Source organism: Moorella mulderi DSM 14980 (assembly GCF_001594015.1).
GTDB lineage: Bacteria > Bacillota > DSM-521 > Neomoorellales > Neomoorellaceae > Neomoorella > Neomoorella mulderi.
The window spans coordinates 145,853-162,090 of sequence record NZ_LTBC01000002.1 but is presented as its reverse complement, the minus strand read 5'-3'; the positions used below and the strand labels follow the sequence as shown (position 1 = coordinate 162,090).

Annotated in this window: 16 protein-coding genes; all 16 read right to left on the bottom strand. The window is 58.7% G+C overall.

Annotated features, from left to right (window positions below; translation table 11 throughout):
* Positions 1 to 3: 3 nt before the first annotated feature.
* The 16 genes from MOMUL_RS04045 to MOMUL_RS03970 all read right to left on the bottom strand — a co-directional run bounded on the left by MOMUL_RS04045 (position 4) and on the right by MOMUL_RS03970 (position 16,039).
* Complete coding sequence (locus MOMUL_RS04045; protein ID WP_062281846.1) at positions 4 to 2,205, bottom strand: bifunctional 4-hydroxy-3-methylbut-2-enyl diphosphate reductase/30S ribosomal protein S1; 2,202 nt, start codon at positions 2,203 to 2,205, stop codon at positions 4 to 6.
* 114 nt (positions 2,206 to 2,319) lie between these two features.
* Positions 2,320 to 2,898 carry a lysophospholipid acyltransferase family protein gene (locus MOMUL_RS04040; RefSeq protein WP_062281843.1) on the bottom strand — a complete coding sequence of 193 codons (579 nt, stop codon included), beginning with the start codon at positions 2,896 to 2,898 and terminating at the stop codon, positions 2,320 to 2,322.
* A gap of 156 nt (positions 2,899 to 3,054) precedes the next feature.
* Complete coding sequence (cmk, locus tag MOMUL_RS04035) at positions 3,055 to 3,762, bottom strand: (d)CMP kinase (protein WP_062281840.1); 708 nt, start codon at positions 3,760 to 3,762, stop codon at positions 3,055 to 3,057.
* Positions 3,762 to 5,072, bottom strand: a complete 1,311-nt coding sequence (gene aroA / locus MOMUL_RS04030) for a 3-phosphoshikimate 1-carboxyvinyltransferase (protein ID WP_062281838.1) — start codon at positions 5,070 to 5,072, stop codon at positions 3,762 to 3,764. Before aroA ends, cmk begins: the two co-directional genes overlap by 1 nt.
* 59 nt (positions 5,073 to 5,131) lie before the next feature.
* Positions 5,132 to 6,304: a prephenate dehydrogenase gene (locus tag MOMUL_RS04025; RefSeq protein ID WP_201786459.1), complete on the bottom strand. Its 1,173-nt coding sequence runs from the start codon at positions 6,302 to 6,304 to the stop codon at positions 5,132 to 5,134.
* On the bottom strand, positions 6,295 to 7,155 hold the full coding sequence (pheA, locus tag MOMUL_RS04020; RefSeq protein WP_062281835.1) for a prephenate dehydratase: 861 nt from the start codon (positions 7,153 to 7,155) through the stop codon (positions 6,295 to 6,297). Before pheA ends, MOMUL_RS04025 begins: the two co-directional genes overlap by 10 nt.
* Positions 7,152 to 8,180, bottom strand: coding sequence for a 3-deoxy-7-phosphoheptulonate synthase (gene aroF, locus MOMUL_RS04015; RefSeq protein WP_062281833.1), 1,029 nt, complete (start codon positions 8,178 to 8,180; stop codon positions 7,152 to 7,154). The genes pheA and aroF overlap by 4 nt, the downstream gene beginning before the upstream one ends.
* A gap of 179 nt (positions 8,181 to 8,359) precedes the next feature.
* Positions 8,360 to 9,142: a tryptophan synthase subunit alpha gene (trpA, locus tag MOMUL_RS04010; protein WP_062281831.1), complete on the bottom strand. Its 783-nt coding sequence runs from the start codon at positions 9,140 to 9,142 to the stop codon at positions 8,360 to 8,362.
* Complete coding sequence (gene trpB / locus MOMUL_RS04005) at positions 9,132 to 10,337, bottom strand: tryptophan synthase subunit beta (protein WP_062281829.1); 1,206 nt, start codon at positions 10,335 to 10,337, stop codon at positions 9,132 to 9,134. The genes trpA and trpB overlap by 11 nt, the downstream gene beginning before the upstream one ends.
* Before the next feature lie 27 nt (positions 10,338 to 10,364).
* Positions 10,365 to 11,024: a phosphoribosylanthranilate isomerase gene (locus MOMUL_RS04000; RefSeq protein WP_062281827.1), complete on the bottom strand. Its 660-nt coding sequence runs from the start codon at positions 11,022 to 11,024 to the stop codon at positions 10,365 to 10,367.
* Positions 11,025 to 11,038: 14 nt separating this feature from the next.
* On the bottom strand, positions 11,039 to 11,821 hold the full coding sequence (trpC, locus tag MOMUL_RS03995; RefSeq protein ID WP_062281826.1) for an indole-3-glycerol phosphate synthase TrpC: 783 nt from the start codon (positions 11,819 to 11,821) through the stop codon (positions 11,039 to 11,041).
* On the bottom strand, positions 11,821 to 12,840 hold the full coding sequence (trpD, locus tag MOMUL_RS03990; RefSeq protein WP_062281824.1) for an anthranilate phosphoribosyltransferase: 1,020 nt from the start codon (positions 12,838 to 12,840) through the stop codon (positions 11,821 to 11,823). The genes trpC and trpD overlap by 1 nt, the downstream gene beginning before the upstream one ends.
* 29 nt (positions 12,841 to 12,869) lie before the next feature.
* On the bottom strand, positions 12,870 to 13,517 hold the full coding sequence (pabA, locus tag MOMUL_RS03985) for an aminodeoxychorismate/anthranilate synthase component II (RefSeq protein WP_236712973.1): 648 nt from the start codon (positions 13,515 to 13,517) through the stop codon (positions 12,870 to 12,872).
* A complete protein-coding gene (trpE, locus tag MOMUL_RS03980) occupies positions 13,498 to 14,982 on the bottom strand; it encodes an anthranilate synthase component I (RefSeq protein ID WP_062281822.1) in 1,485 nt (494 codons plus the stop codon). The genes pabA and trpE overlap by 20 nt, the downstream gene beginning before the upstream one ends.
* A gap of 185 nt (positions 14,983 to 15,167) precedes the next feature.
* Positions 15,168 to 15,575, bottom strand: coding sequence for a chorismate mutase (gene aroH / locus MOMUL_RS03975; RefSeq protein WP_062281820.1), 408 nt, complete (start codon positions 15,573 to 15,575; stop codon positions 15,168 to 15,170).
* 53 nt (positions 15,576 to 15,628) lie between these two features.
* Positions 15,629 to 16,039 carry a HutP family protein gene (locus MOMUL_RS03970; RefSeq protein WP_062281816.1) on the bottom strand — a complete coding sequence of 137 codons (411 nt, stop codon included), beginning with the start codon at positions 16,037 to 16,039 and terminating at the stop codon, positions 15,629 to 15,631.
* Positions 16,040 to 16,238 lie beyond the last annotated feature (199 nt).

Sequence of the window (16,238 nt, the reverse complement as noted above, 5' to 3'; positions counted from 1 at the left end):
GTTTCATTTTGCCTCTTCAAAAAGCTCTCCAAACAGGTCACCCAGTTTAACACCAATTTCTTCCTGGTTTTCCTGGGGTTTTTCTACTTGTTTGGGCTGCTTTTTAGCCTTGTCCCGGAGAGCCTGGCGGAGACTCAGGCTCATGCGATGGGCTTCCTGGTCTACCCCTAGGACTTTAACCGGGATGACCTCCCCTGCGTTCACCACATCCTCGGGTTTTTCCACGTGACGGTCGGCCAGCTGGGAGATATGCACCAGGCCCTCAATACCCGGTTCGACTTCCACAAAGGCGCCAAAGGGGGCCAGGCGCAAAACTTTACCTTCTACAACCGTCCCCACCGGGTAACGCTCGGCAGCCGTATCCCACGGATTGGGCAGGAGTTGTTTGCGACCCAGGGAAACTTTGCCTTCTTCCCTATCGATACCCAGGATTTTTACTTCGATTTCCTGGCCTTCCGCCAGGGCATCCCTGGGATGTTCCACCCGGCCCCAGGAAATTTCTGAGACATGGAGGAGGCCATCAACACCGCCCAAGTCGACAAAGGCGCCAAAGTTGGTCAGCCGCCGGACTACGCCTTTACGGACCTGGCCTACCTCCAGGCTGTCCCAGGTAGCCTGGCGTTGTTTTTCATACTCTTCTTCCAGGATGGCCTTCTGGGAAAGGACAACTTTATTCTTGCTGCGGTCCAGTTCGATAACCCGCAGGCGTAAAGTTTTACCCAAGTAGGCGTTTAAATCTTCAACGTAACCCCTTTCTATGAGGGAAGCGGGGACGAAACCCCTCACGCCCACATCAACCAGCAGGCCGCCTTTAACTACTTCGATAACTTCGCCCTGGAGTTCAGCGCCGCTGGCCAGGTATTCCTCCAGCTTCTCCCAGGCAGCCCGGCGGTCGGCGCGGCGCTTGGATAAAACGGGATGGCCTTCCTCGTTTTCGGGCTTTAAAACCATGACATTGATGGTATCGCCTACGGCTACTACTTCACGGGGGTCGCTTATATTACGGTGCGAGAGTTCATTTAAAGGAATAATCCCCTCGCACTTACCCCCTACATCCACCAGGACCTCATTATCGTTGACCTGGACTACTGTACCCGTGACAATACTGCCCCGGCGCAGTTCAGGCATTTTAGCTTCCATTTGTTGCATTTCATTTTTCTGTTCTTCTTGCTGTTCTCCGGGAGCGGCAGTTTCCTCAATTGCCGGTTCTGCCGGGCCGGCTACGGCTCCTGCTGCTACCGCGGTATCCTCTGCCTCTGCAGTTGTAACGTCAGGACAGGCTTCCGGTTTCACCTCAACTTCGTTATTTTCCCCGGCCGGTGCAAGATTAGCCCCTTCCGGTGCCTTTACCGGTTCCTTTTCGTCTTCTGGAACCATTACCTTTTCCTGTTCAGCCAGCATTACTACTACCTCCTCAATAATCCACGCTGGGGTCGAAGCGCCACCTGTGACCCCGACCCTCCGGGCATTTATAAACCACTGGCGACACAACTCCCCGGCCCTTTCCACGTGGTAGGTCGGCGTCCCCGTAGCCCGGCAGAGTTCTGCCAGGTGGCGGGTATTGGCACTCTCCTTACCGCCGACTACCACCATTACGTCTACCTGGCGCGCAAGGTTAACTGCTGCTTCCTGGCGCTGGCGGGTAGCCTGGCAAACGGTATTGTGTACTACCAGAGTATCCGTATTGGAACGCAAAACAGCGGCAACTTCCTCCAGCCTCTCCACCGGCTGGGTGGTCTGGGCTAAAACCGCCCTCCGGGGGTGAAATGGCAGGTTTGCTGCTGCTTCTTTATGGGGAACTACTACTGCCCCTGGACCGGCCCAGCCGAGCAACCCTTTAACCTCGGGGTGTCCAGGATCACCTACAATTATTACCTGGTAACCCTCACCAGCCAGTTTCCTGGCCAAACGCTGGGCCCGGGCTACGTAGGGGCAGGTAGCGTCGATAATCTCCAGGCCCTTTTCCCGGGCCGCGGCTAAAATTTCCGGCGTCACGCCGTGGGAACGAATTAATACCCGGCCGCTATCTACTTCTTCCAAGGAATTTACGGGGTGGACACCTTCCCTGGCCAGCTGTTCCACTACCTGCCGGTTGTGGACCAGTGCACCCAGCGAGGCGACCGGTTTGGGAGCCTCCTTGGCTTGTTTTACGGCCCGCGCGACGCCAAAACAAAAGCCTGCATAATCAGCCACAATCACATCCACTAAAGCTCTTCTCCTGGATCAGGGCTAAAATTTAGTTTGCTAATTCCAGCCAAACATTATTTACATTTCGCGAAAAAGGCGCAAAATCCTGCCTGCCATTAAAAAAAGCTGGCCTTAAGCCAGCATTTTGGCTATTGCCTGGTAAGCGGCAGCCGTCAGGTCCTGGACCTGCTGGGGTGTACTTGGACCTGTAGTCTTAAATTTTAAAGGCTGGCCGATAATCACTTTAATCCTGCCGCCACGAAAGACTCTATTGGTATTTTTTATAGCCACCGGCAGTAAGGGGGCACCGGTTTTCAAGGCCAGCAGGGCGGCGCCATGCTGGAAAGGGAGCAGCCGGCCGTCCTTGCTGCGGGTGCCTTCGGGAAACATGCCGAGGACCTGGCCGTCATGGAGGACCTCCAGGGCTGCTTTTAAGGCCGCCCGGTCGGAACGCCCCCGGCGGACGGGGAAGGCGTGCAGCCCCTTGATAATCCAGTTAACTACGGGAATATGGAAAAGTTCTTCCTTGGCCATAAAGCGCACCATCCGGGGGGCAGCTACGCCGACTGCCACCGGGTCCAGGTAGGAAATATGATTAGCAATGACAATAACCGGTCCCTCAAGGGGGAAGTTTTCCCGTCCCTGAACTTCCCAACGGCAGAAGAAACGCAAGAAGAGATAACAGGCAAACTTAGCGAACTGGTAAAACACCTGGAGGACTCCTCCGAAAATAGGGTACTGCCAATGGTACCTTCTGGGGATTATATGTCCCTGCGCCGCGACCGGCAGGACTACGAAGCGGTTCGGACCGCTGCTCGTCGCCTGCCGCTTGCCCATGAACAGGCTCCAGGTTCCGCAGGCAAATTTTCATGATGGTTCGCCGGCGGGGGTATTAACCCCATGATGGGCCTGAATTAGTTCCAGCAATTTAGCCACTACTTCTTCCACTTTCATATTGGTGGTATCAATGATGACGGCGTCGGGCGCCGGCTGCAAGGGGTCAACTTCACGCTGGCTATCCTGGGCATCCCGCCGGCGGATTTCTTCCTTTATAGTTTCCAGGTCTACCGGCCGGCCAGAAGCTATGAGTTCCTGGTAACGCCGCCGCGCCCTTTCTTCCAGGGAAGCCGTCAGGAAAAACTTGTAGGGCGCTTCCGGCAGAACATTGGTCCCGATATCGCGGCCGTCCATTACCACCCGGTTGGAGGCAGCCATCTGCCGCTGTAGCTCCACCAGCCGCCGCCGCACCCCAGGGACCCGGGCGACGGTAGACACATGGTGGGAAACAGTTTCCTGCCGGATGGCCGCAGTAATTTCCTCGTTATCGCAATAAACCTTTACCGTGCCGGCAGCCGTATTTTCCAGCCTAATAGTAGTTGCCTCTGCCAGGGCAACCAGTTGCCGTTCGTCGGCCAGGTCTATTCCCTGGTGTAAGGCCTTCCAGGTCAGGGCCCGGTACATAGCCCCGCTGTCAATGTATAGATAACCCAGTTTTTGTGCCAGGAGCCTGGCTGCTGTACTTTTACCCGCCCCGGCCGGGCCGTCGATGGCTATGTTGCCGTGCAATTTATTCATCACTCTTCTACCCTGACTTCTACCCCCAGCCGGGCCAGGTCGTCGGCAAAACGGGGGTAAGAAATGGCCATACATTCAGCACCCTTGATTACCGTTGGCCCTTCGGCCACCAGGGCGGCTACCGCCAGGGCCATTCCCAGGCGGTGGTCGCCGTGGCTGTCCACTACCGTTCCCTGGAGGCGGCCACCTTTAACCCCTCTAATCAGGAATCCGTCGGGGCGTGCCTGGATACTGGCGCCCATTCTTTCCAGCTCGCGGGCCACCATGGTGATGCGGTCGCTCTCCTTCACCCGCAGTTCGGCCGCGTCGCGGATTACCGTTTCCCCTGCGGCCAGGGCGGCCGCCACTGCCAGGACCGGTATTTCATCAATGAGGCGGGGAATGAGTTCGCCGCCCATCTCCACCCCCCGGAGGCTGCTGGAAGTTACCTGGATATCACCGGCCGGCTCGCCGCCGCTCTCGCCCCGGGGCGTTACCGTTATTTGCCCCCCCATGGCCGCCAGTATGTCCAGGATGCCGGTGCGGGTAGGGTTTAAGTTTACATTTTTCAGGGTGATTGTGGCCCGGGGATGGATACAACCGGCAACCAGGAAAAAAGCCGCTGCCGAAATATCCCCCGGGATGCTGACGTTTAATGGCCGCAAGGGGGTCTGGCCGGCGATCCTGACAGCCAGCCCTTCGACCTTGATAGCAGCCCCGGCTGCTTTGAGCAGGCGCTCGCTGTGATCCCGTGAACGGCACGGCTCAATAATAACCGTTTCCCCCGGGGCATAAAGACCGGCCAGGAGCAGGGCCGATTTTACCTGGGCACTTGCCACCGGCATGGTGTAGGTAAGGGGCTGCAGGTTGCCGCCCCGGATACTTAAGGGAGCCAGTTCCCCGCCCTGGCGTCCCCAGATTCTGGCCCCCATGGCGGCGAGGGGCCGGGTCACCCGGCCCATGGGCCGCCGGCGCAGGGAGGCGTCGCCGGTAATGACGCTGTAAAAGGGCTGCCCGGCCAGCACCCCCAGGAGGAGGCGCATGGTGGTACCCGAATTACCAGCATCGAGGATCGCTTCCGGTTCTTGCAAGGAACCCATCCCTTTACCGCGGACAACTACCCGGCCTTCGTGGGGGCCCTCGATATCTACTCCCAATTCCTTAAGACATCTTAAAGTGCTGAGGCAGTCGGCTCCTTCCAGGAATCCCTCGATGACCGTTGTCCCTTCGGCGAGAGCCCCGATGATGGCCGCCCGGTGGGAAATCGATTTATCCCCCGGCGGTCTTAAACTCCCTGCCAGAAACGGTGGCGGCTTCACAATAAGATGCATGCTTTGCCTCCTGTTTCCCCTTCCAAACTACCAGGAATATCTACCGGTGTCAAGCCGTTTTACAACACCCGGGCATTAATCCCTTTGCTTTGTAATATTTCCAGGGCTTTTGAGGCAGCGGCGGCTGTGGTAAAGCCAAGGCGGATGCTGCCCCCTTCACCTTCCCGTACCCGGAGGATTTCGATGTCGATAATATTAATACCGGCATTACCCAGGGCCGTAGCCATGGCACCAATGACCCCTGGCCGGTCGGGGACGGTCACCACCAGCTCATGGAGGGCGGGCAGCAGGCCCTTTTGCCGCGCCGGCACCTGGGCCCTTAAAGAGCGGGCCTGCTGTAAAGCGGCCTGCAGGTCCTCTACATCACCCCGGGCAATCATCCCCTCCAGGGCTTCCACCTGGCCGCGCCAGCATTTTAACAAAGTAAGAATTGCCGTGCGGTTGTGGAGAAAAATATCCCGCCACATGACCGGGTCGCCCGCAGCGATGCGGGTTGTATCCCGGAAACCGCCGGCAGCCAGCATCAAAGCTAGAGGATGTTCCCGGGCCAGTTCGCCGGCAGTTTGCATTAGGCTGACAGCTAAGAGATGGGGTAAATGGCTGATCCCGGCCACTACCAGGTCGTGCTCCTCCGGGTCCATGGTTATAACCCTTGCTCCCATCACCCGGAACAGCTCTTCCAGGCGTTGCAAGGCCCCGGCATCGGTGGCCGGTGTTGGCGTCAAAACATAGACCGCATTTTCCAGGAGATAACGGTCGGCGGCCTTGATCCCGGCCCGCTCGGAACCGGCCATGGGATGGCCGCCGACATAATTGGCCCGGGGCTGGAAGATACCTTCCAGTTCCCGGACAACGGCTCCTTTAACGCTGCCGGTATCGGTAACAATGGTCCCCGGCGCCAGGGCCGGGGCGATGGCCCCGGCCACCTGGCTTAAGGTCCCTACCGGTACGGCCAGAATTACTACCTCAGCCCCGGCGACCGCTTCCTCCGGGCAGGAAGCCGGGCTGTTGATGGCACCAATTTGCATGGCCGCCTGGATGGCCTTCTCCTCCCGGTCATAGCCCGCCACTTCCCGGGCCAGCCCTCCCTGCAGCAGGGCCAGGCCCAGGGAACCGCCAATCAGACCCAGGCCGATAATGGCCATCCTTTCAACCAGGGGACCGGCCCCTTTATTGCCGCTTATTTTCCCGGCCGGAGGTGCTACCGGAACCGGATCCCGGTCTAGCTGCAAGCGGTTTCCCCCCTGTCCTGGGAATAAGAACCCAGGATTTTTAATAAACCCGTCCTGGCTTTCAGGCCTGCCAGCACTTCTTTTAGCGGTGAACCCGTCGCCTCACCCTCGCAGTCAATAAAGAAAAGGTATTCCCCCAGCTCCTTCTTGGTCGGGCGGGATTCAATGCGGGTCAAATTAATGCCGGCTTCCGCAAAGTCCTTTAAAATGGCATAAAGGCTCCCCGGCCGGTTGGCCAGGGCCGCCACCACCAGGGAGGTCTTGTAAGGTCCGGGGAGGGACGGTGCCTCCCGGCCCAGGACCCAGAAACGCGTCTTGTTATCCTGGTAGTCCTGGATGCAGCTGGCCAGTACCGGTAGCTGGTAAAGCCTGGCGGCAAAGGCCGAAGCGATGGCCGCCAGTTCCGGCCTCTGGCGGGCCTCCCTGGCGGCCTCGGCCGTACTGGTAACCGCTTTAAGTTTAGCTCCGGGGAGGTAAGCGGCCAGGTAATGGCGGCACTGGGCCAGGGCCTGGGGGTGGGACCAGACTTCCCGGATGGCCGTCATTTCTTTTGCCCGGCTCAATAGGCAGTGGCAGACCGGCAATACTACTTCGCCGATTACCTTAAGGCCTTCTTCCTCCAGGATCAGGTCCAGGGTGAGGTTCACCGCGCCTTCGATGGAGTTTTCCACCGGTAAAATCCCTGCTCCTGCCTGGTGGTTTTGGACTGCGGCCAGGACTTCCGGGAGGCTCAGGCAGGCCAGAAAAGGATCTACCCCTGCCTGCCAGTTACAATCTACCCGGCGCGCCCAGGCAACTGCCGCCTCATGGGAAAAAGTCCCGGGGGGCCCCAGGTAAGCTATTGCCTTCATGATACCAGGCGCCCCAGTTCCCGCTCGCCGGCAGCGATAATGGGCCGGATTTCCTGTACCAGGCGGGCAAATTGCTCCGGTATCAGGGACTGGGGACCGTCGGAGAGGGCTTCCTGGGGGTTGGGGTGCACCTCGATCATTAAGCCGTCGGCGCCGGCAGCCAGGGCGGCCCTGGCCATGGGCGCGACCATAAACTTGCGCCCGGTCCCGTGGCTGGGATCGACGATGACCGGCAGGTGGGATAAATGCTTTACTGCCGGTACGGCGCTCAAGTCCAGGGTATTGCGGGTGTAGGTCTCAAAAGTACGGATACCGCGCTCGCATAAGATAACCCGGTCATTACCTTCGGCCAGGATGTATTCGGCGGCCAGGAGCCATTCCTCAATCGTCGCCGAGAGGCCGCGTTTCAAAAGCACCGGCTTTTGGGTGCGGCCCACGGCCTGGAGCAGGGCGAAGTTTTGCATGTTCCGGGAACCGATTTGCAGTACATCGGCAACCTGCGCAATTTCAGTGACCAAGGCCGGGTCCATGATCTCCGTCACCACGGGCAAACCGGTAACTTCCCGGGCTTCGGCCAGGAACTCCAGGCCTTTGGCGGCCAGGCCCTGGAAGGAGTAAGGTGAGCTGCGGGGTTTATAAGCGCCCCCCCGCAGCATGGTCGCCCCGGCTTCCCGGACGGCCATGGCGGTTTCCAGGAGCTGCTCCCGGCTCTCCACCGCGCAGGGTCCGGCGATAATCTGCACATGGCGGCCGCCGACGGTCAAATCCCCTACAGGTACCACGGTGTCCTCGGGGTGAAAGTCCCGGCCGGCCAGCTTGTATGGCTGTAAAATGGGCACCACCTTTTCCACCCCGGGCAGGGCGGCCAGGGTTTCAGACTTCAGACGTGTCTTATCACCAATAGCACCGATTATTGTCCGTTCTACTCCCCGGGAAAGGTGCACCTTAAAACCCTCCCGTTCCAGGCGCGCTATCACCGCCTGCTGTTCCTCTAAAGTTGCTCCGGGCTCCATGATAATGATCATTTTTAACCCCCCTGCAAAAGCAAAACGTCACCCCCGCCAGGAGTGACGTTTTTAGGCTTCCATCTCTCCTGCCGTCCTGCCGCACTACCATTTTAAGTAAGCCTTGAGGGTGCCCTACCATACTACAATTTAGAATATAGCACAACGCCCCCCTCCTGGCAAGGGGCCTTTTATCATTTTTATATAGCCTGGCGTAGATTTTGAACGAGTTTGACGGCTGCCGGCAGGCCTCCCTCATGGAGTTCCCGCACGATGGCGCTGCCGACGATGATGCCGTCGCAGAGGGGAGCCAGGAGCCTGGCTTGCTCAGGATGGCTGATGCCGAATCCTACCCCCAGGGGGAGGTCCGTTGTCTCCCGCACCCTGGCGAGATACGCCGCAATCCCGGGGGGCAGGCTTTCCCTGGCCCCGGTTACCCCGGTCAGGGAAACGCAGTAGATAAAGCCCTGCGCTGCCGCGGCAATTTGCTGCAGGCGTTCTGCCGGCGTCGTCGGCGCCACCAAGGGAATGGCCGCTAGTTTCACCGCTGCTAATTTTTCCCGCAAAGGGGCGCTTTCTTCCAAGGGCAGGTCGGGAACGATCAGGCCGTCTACCCCGGCCGCGGCCAGGTCGGCAGCTAGCGCTGCCAGGCCGTACTGGAGGAGGGGGTTGTAGTAGCTCATGAGGACCAGGGGCAGGCTCACCCGGGAGCGCAAATCCTTTACCAGGTCCAGGATCTTCCTTAAATTCGTCCCCCCGGCCAGGGCGCGGGTGCTGGCGGCCTGGATGACCGGGCCATCGGCCACGGGATCGGAGAAGGGTACCCCCAGTTCAATGATATCAACCCCGGCTGCCGCCAGTTCCTCAACGGCCGCCGCGGTCACCTCCAGGGAAGGATCCCCGGCACAGAGGTAGACGATTAAGGCCTTGCGCCCTTCCTTTTCCCGGGCGGCAAAGGTCGCGCCGATCCTTTCAACACCCATGGTTTTTTCCTCCCTCCTGGAGCACAGCCTCCACCTGCTGGACGTCCTTATCGCCGCGGCCGGAAAGATTAACAACGATAATTTCCTCCTGTGATAACCCGGGGGCCACTTTCATGGCCAGGGCCACGGCATGGGCACTCTCCAGGGCCGGGATGATGCCTTCGGTACGGCTCAGCAGTTGAAAGGCCTCCAGTGCCTCGGCGTCAGTAATGGCCACATAGGTGGCCCGGCCGCTGTCTTTAAGGTAGCTATGCTCCGGTCCTACGCCGGGATAATCGAGGCCGGCTGAGAGCGAGTATACCGGCTTGATCTGGCCGTTTTCGTCCTGGACGATATAGCTGTAAGCTCCCTGGAAGACGCCTGGCTTACCGGCAGTTAACGAGGCTGCATGCCGGCCGGTATTTAACCCACGGCCAGCCGCCTCGGCGCCCCACAGCTTGACACCGGTGTCCTGGATAAAGGGATAAAAGATGCCCATGGCGTTGCTGCCCCCACCAACACAGGCAATGAGGTGGTCTGGCAGGCGGCCTGAAGCCTCCAGGACCTGCTGCCGCGTTTCTTCACCGATGACGGCCTGGAAGTCCCGGACCATCATGGGGTAGGGGTGGGGACCAACAACTGAACCGATTAGATAATAGGTGGTCCTGACATTGGTAACCCAGTCCCGCAGGGCTTCATTAACGGCATCCTTTAAAGTTCGGCTGCCGGCTGCCACGGGGATTACCCTGGCCCCCAGGAGTTCCATGCGGAAGACATTCAAGGCCTGGCGGCGGGTATCTTCTTCCCCCATGTAAATTTCGCATTCCATTCCCAGGAGGGCGGCCACGGTGGCTGTGGCCACCCCGTGCTGGCCGGCACCGGTTTCGGCAATAAGGCGTTTTTTGCCCATGCGCCGGGCGAGCAAAGCCTGGCCCAGGGCGTTATTCAGCTTGTGGGAACCGGTATGGTTGAGATCCTCGCGCTTCAGGTAAATCCGGGCCCCGCCCAGGTGCCTGGTGAGATTGGCTGCGAAATATAGAGGTGTCGGCCGGCCGGCGTACTGCTCAAGGTAATATTTTAATTCCCTTTGAAAGGAGGGATCCTCCCTGGCCTCCCGGTATGCCTTTTCGATTTCGCTCAGGGCCGGCATGAGGGTTTCGGGTACGAAGCGCCCGCCGTAGGGACCAAAATGCCCCCGGCTGTCTGGTAATGCCATATTGCTTTTACCTCCGTATCAGTATTTTCACCTCTTCGCTAGGGGTGATGCGGTGGCTGGACGGCTGACCTGCTCTTCAGCTTCCCTCACAGCCCGGAGAAAAGAAACTATTTTGACCGGATCCTTGCGGCCGTTTGTTTCCACGCCGCTGGCCACATCGACGGCATAGGGCCGCACGGTACGGATGGCGGTGCTAACGTTCTCGGGTGTCAGGCCCCCGGCCAGGATGATAGGCCGGCCCCGGGCCACAGCATCTTTGGCCAGTTCCCAGTTAAAGGTCCGGCCGCTGCCGCCGGCAACCCCCGGGACGTAAGCATCCAGGAGGAAGCCCTGTACCTCCGGGTAAGAGTCCATGGCCTGGATAAAGCTGGCATCCCGTACCCGGAAGGCTTTAATGACCCGCTGGGAAAGCCCGTGGCAGTATTCCGGCGGCTCATCACCATGGAGCTGGAGGACATCCAGGCGGCAGAAGGAGGCTATTTCCATAAGGCTGTAGCGGGGCTCATTCACGAAAACGCCTACCGTCGTGGTAAAGGGTGGCAGCTTCATTATTATCTCCCGGGCGGTTTCCGGGTTTACTTGCCGGGGACTCCTGGCAAAGACAAAACCCAGGGTATCGACGCCGGCGTCCAGGACCAGCCGGGCTTCTTCATAGCTCCGGATGCCGCAAATTTTTACCCTGACCATTAACGCCACTCCTGTTATGCTTTAGGATACCTCAACTCGGCGATTTTTGCACTTACATCTCTTGCTGTCATCAGGGCTTCCCCCACCAGGATGGCATCAACGCCGGCCCCGGCTACCAGGGCCGCATCGGCCCGGCTCATGATCCCGCTTTCGCTGACCACTACGGGCCCCGGGGGAATCAGCGGTCGCAAAGCAAGGGTGGTATGCAGGTCGACTTTAAAGGTCCGTAAATCCCGGTTATTGATGCCGATAATCCCGGCGCCGGCCTGGAGGGCCACTTCAACTTCTGCCTCCGTATGGACTTCTACCAGGGCTCCCAGCTTAAGCTTATCCGCCAGGGCCAGGTATTCCTGCAGTTCTGCCGGCTCCAGGGCGGCGACAATTAGCAGCACAGCATCGGCACCTAAAGCCCGGGCTTCATAAATCTGGTAGGGGTCAACAATAAAATCCTTGCGGAGTAGAGGCAGGGAGGTTACCTGCCGCACCCGGGACAGGTACTCCGGCTTACCCTTGAAGAAACGCCAGTCTGTTAATACGGAAATGGCTGCCGCCCCGGCAGCTGTATAAAGCCGGGCTTGCTCCTCCGGGTCAAAGGCGGCCCGGATCAGGCCCCGGGAAGGCGAAGCCTGCTTTAATTCGGCAATTAGGTTCAGGCCGGCCCCCCGGCGCCGCAGGGCGGCGCTAAAATCCCTGGTCAAGGGTAAATTTTTTACCTCCCTTTCCAGTTGGGCCAGGGGCCTTTGCTCCCTGGCAACCGCCACTTCCCGGCGTTTATGGGTCAGAATCTCCGCCAGCATCAGGCAGCCCAGCTTTCTATCCAGGCCGTCATATCCTGTAGTTTGGCCATGGCGGCGCCGGAATCGATACTCGTTGCAGCTGTAGCCAGGGCTGCCGTGAGGGAATTTTCTACACCCGCGGCCAGGAGGCCAAAGGCGGCATTGAGGAGAACTACGTCCCGGGCCGGGCCCTTTTCGCCCTTCAGTACGGAGCGGGTAATGGCAGCATTATCGGCTGCCGTCCCCCCGGCCAGGTCTTCTAAGCCGGCCCGGGGCAGGCCGGCATCCTCAGGATAAAAGGTATAAGTGCTGAGGCTACCGTGATCCAGGCAGGTTATTTTCGTAGGTCCGGTGGTGGTGACTTCGTCCAGGCCGTCGCTGCCGTGGACCACGTAGGCCCGGCGGCTCCCCAGCCGCCCCAGGACAGCGGCTACTGTTTCCGTTAAAGAAGGATCATAGACGCCTACCAGCTGGCAGGGGGCACCGGCCGGGTTGGTCAGGGGACCAAGGAGGTTAAAAACGGTTCGGATGCCGATTTCCCGGCGCGGGCCGGCGGCATACTTCATGGCACCGTGGAATACCGGGGCAAAAAGGAAGGCCATGCCCACCTCATCCAGGCAGCGGGCTACGGCTGCCGGCGGCAGGTCAACCTTGATTCCCAGGGCTTCCAGCACATCGGCGCTGCCGCAGCGGCTGGATACGGAACGATTGCCGTGTTTGGCTACGGCCACCCCGGCGCCGGCAATAACGAAGGCAGCCGTGGTGGAAATGTTAAAAGTATGGCGGCCGTCACCGCCGGTCCCGCAGGTGTCAATAAATACCTGGTGGCGGGTGGTGAGGCCGGCCGCCCGGCGGCGCATGCTCCGGGCAAAGCCGGTGATTTCTTCTACCGTTTCGCCCTTCAGGCGCAGGGCGGTAAGGAAGGCAGCTATCTGGGCCGGGGTGGCCTCGCCTGTCATGATGATATCCATTGCTTGCTCAGCTTCGGTCTCACTTAAATCCTGGCCAGCTACAACCTGGCCAATTAGGGACTTTAACACTCTGCTCCTCTCCCCTCGCAAAAGATAGTTTAGCTGGCTTTATATTCGTTTGTTTCACTTACACTTAAGCCTTTAGGCGGAAGGGTGCCAGCTTCCATGAAGGCTTGCTTAGCATATACTTCTAAAAAATTTTGCAGCAATTCCTTGCCCACCGCTGTCAGGATGGATTCCGGGTGGAACTGGACCCCTTCTACCGCCAGGTGGCGGTGGCGCAAGCCCATCAATTCACCGGTCTCGCTGCGCGCCGTGACTTCCAGGCAGCCCGGCAGGGTCTCTTCTTCAACTATCAGGGAATGATAACGGGTGGCAGTGAAAGGATTGGGCAGGTTGCGATAAATAGTTTTACCGTCGTGGGTAATAGTTGAGGTCTTGCCGTGCATCAGCCTCCCGGCCCGTACCACCCGGCCGCCGAAAGCCTGGGCTATGCTCTGGTGCCCCAGGCAAACCCCCAGGATGGGGATTTTCCCGGCAAAAGCGGTTACGGCCGCCAGGGAGATACCCGCTTCATTGGGCGTGCAGGGACCGGGAGAAAGGACCAGGTAATCAGGCTGCAGGGCGGCAATTTCTTCCAGGGTAATGGCGTCATTACGCCGGACCACCACCTCCTGTCCCAGTTCCAGGAAATACTGGACCAGGTTATAGGTAAAGGAGTCGTAGTTATCGATCATTAGCAGCATAATTCTCTTCCCCCCTGGTATTAAGAACCTGGAGCAAAGCCCGGGCTTTATTCAAGGTTTCTTCATATTCACCCGCCGGGTCGGAATCGGCAACTATACCGGCACCGGCCTGGACAAAGGCCTGCCCCCGGGTAAAAGTAATGGTCCGGATGGCGATGCAGGTATCAAGGTTGCCGTGGAGGCCGAGATACCCCACGGCACCGGCATAAGGTCCCCGCGCCGTCGGCTCCAGTTCGGCAATGATCTCCATGGCCCGCACCTTCGGGGCCCCGGTTACCGTACCCGCCGGGAAACAGGCGAGTAAAGCGTCCAGGGCGTCCTTGCCCGGCGCCAGGCGGGCGGTAATACTGGATACCAGGTGCATGACGTGGGAATAATATTCAACTACCATCTGCCGGGGTACCTGGATGCTTCCGGGAGCTGCCACCCGGCCGATGTCATTGCGCCCCAGGTCCAGGAGCATTAGATGCTCGGCCCGCTCCTTTTCACTGGCCAGGAGCTCCCGGGTTAACTCCTGGTCCTCCCGGGGAGTGCGGCCCCGGGGCCGGGTACCGGCAATGGGACTGTAGTCAATCTTCCCACCTTCTACCCTGACCAGCATTTCCGGGGAGGCCCCCACCAGTTTTACTTCCGGCAAGTTCAGGTAAAACATATAGGGGGAAGGATTAAGGGCGCGCAGGCGCCGGTAAACTGCCAGGGTATCGCCGGCAAAGGGCAGGCTCAAGCGCTGGGAGAGGACGACCTGGAAGATATCCCCAGCAGCGATATATTCTTTGGCTTTTTCTACTCCCTGGATAAATTCCCGCCGGGTTACATTGGCCTGCCAGGGTCCGGCAGTAAAGGGGGGGATACCGTCCTGCCGGCACGTTCTTGCAGGCCTATCAAAAGCCTGCAAGAGGCGCCGGACTGCGGTTACGGCTTCTTCATAACCTGCTGCCGCCTCTTCCCCGCCCCGGCCCAGGCAGGCCACCCGTACTGTTCGCAGGACGTGGTCATAGATGAGAAACACCCGGTGGAGGGTTAGATAAGTATCCGGCAGTTGCAGGTCATCCACGGCGTGGCCGGGTAAGCTCTCTATTTCCCGGGCCAGGTCGTAACCCAGGTAACCTACCAATCCCCCGCAGAAACGGGGCCCAACAACCGGCGGCAGGGATAATTGCGCCATTAACCGGCGTAAAGCCGCCACCGGCTTTTCTAGGAGGAGCTCAGTTTGTCCCCGGGCAGTTAAATATGCCTTCCCGGCCCGGATTGTAAAAGTTAGAATGGGATCAAAGCCGATCAGGGAGTAGCGGCCCAGCCTCTCCCCGCCCTCAACACTTTCCAGCAAAAAGCTGTCCGGTTTGTTGGCCAATCTTAAGTACAGGGATATGGGAGTTTCGGTATCGGCCAGGACTTCGGCCCAGACGGGAACATAGGGGACCCTCCGGGCCAGTTCCAGGTAGGTTTGCCGGTCAGGCTGGATCACCAGTCTCTCCTCCCCTTTTAGACAAAATAAAAACCAGCGCTCAAGCGAGCCCTGGTCTGGTATACTCTCCTTCATTATACTCCAGGCTCAACTCCAACTCCACTCAGCTCAACTCAGCTATATTCATTTTGTTGCTAACAGCATACCATGGATAGTAAATAGCTGTCAATAGTTTTGTTTTCGCTTCAACGTAAATCCGGGCGTAATTGTGCTGCCCGGCCCAGATAAACGTGGACCGGTTCCCGGTCGCTGTAAGCATGGATTAAAACGCGGACAACCCCCGGCAGGCTCCCCGGTACTGGTATTTCGGTAGCACACATTAAGGCTACTTCCTGCCAGCCCAGGCGCCGGGCGGCCTCGGCCGGGAAGGCCGCGTTGAGATCCGGCGTCACCGTAAAAATGGCGCTGATAATATCTTCTACTGCCAGCCTGTTCCGGGCCAATATTTCGCGGAGCAAACCTTCTGTAGCCGTAAGAATGGCAGCAGCCGTATTCTCCGGCACGTCAACGGCCCCGCGTAAGCCCCGTACTTTTGTTCCCCCGGAACCCTGTTTACCTCCGCCTCCGGGTAAACCCTGAATTTTTTCTTCCATAATTCTCCCCTACCATCCTGCAATTTTTTACCAGATGCCTGCCATCCTGCCCCTCAGACGGCCCGGTGACCCAGACCGATACCTACTTCGTCCAGGTGCAGCAAGCCGATGCCAAAGAATATGGCCACACTAAGGTGATCATGCCAGCGGGCGATGCCAATTTTACCACCTACATTTAAACCCAGGGCCTTGGGCATGATCTGGGACAGAGCTTCCCGGGTAGCCCCGGCAACGGCCCCTTCCTCGGGGTGGGTTTCTTTAATGACCCCTTCCCTTTTGGCCGCCACTACTGCTCTTTCAACGATTTTTTGCACGGAATTGATAAATTCACCGCCGTAATCAACGGCTGCCGCCCGGATACCATCGCCAGCAAATTCTTTCTTTAGCCGAGCTTCTTCTTCCCGGTTTTCAGCAAGGGCCATCTTTATGGCCACCGCCGCCACCTTTTTACTTCCGTATTCCATTTTTTCACCACCTGATTTTCCCATATACCGATTATAATACATCCCCTTGGACCCTGCAAGAAGATGAAACGGGCCGGAGCAACCCGGGTTTTAGACTTTCTCTCCGGGTAACATAGCAGGAAACTTGAGGTTCGTTATCGAATATTGAGGTACGTTATCGAATATATAGGCTCATTCTTGCCAACGGGTCCCTTTTAAC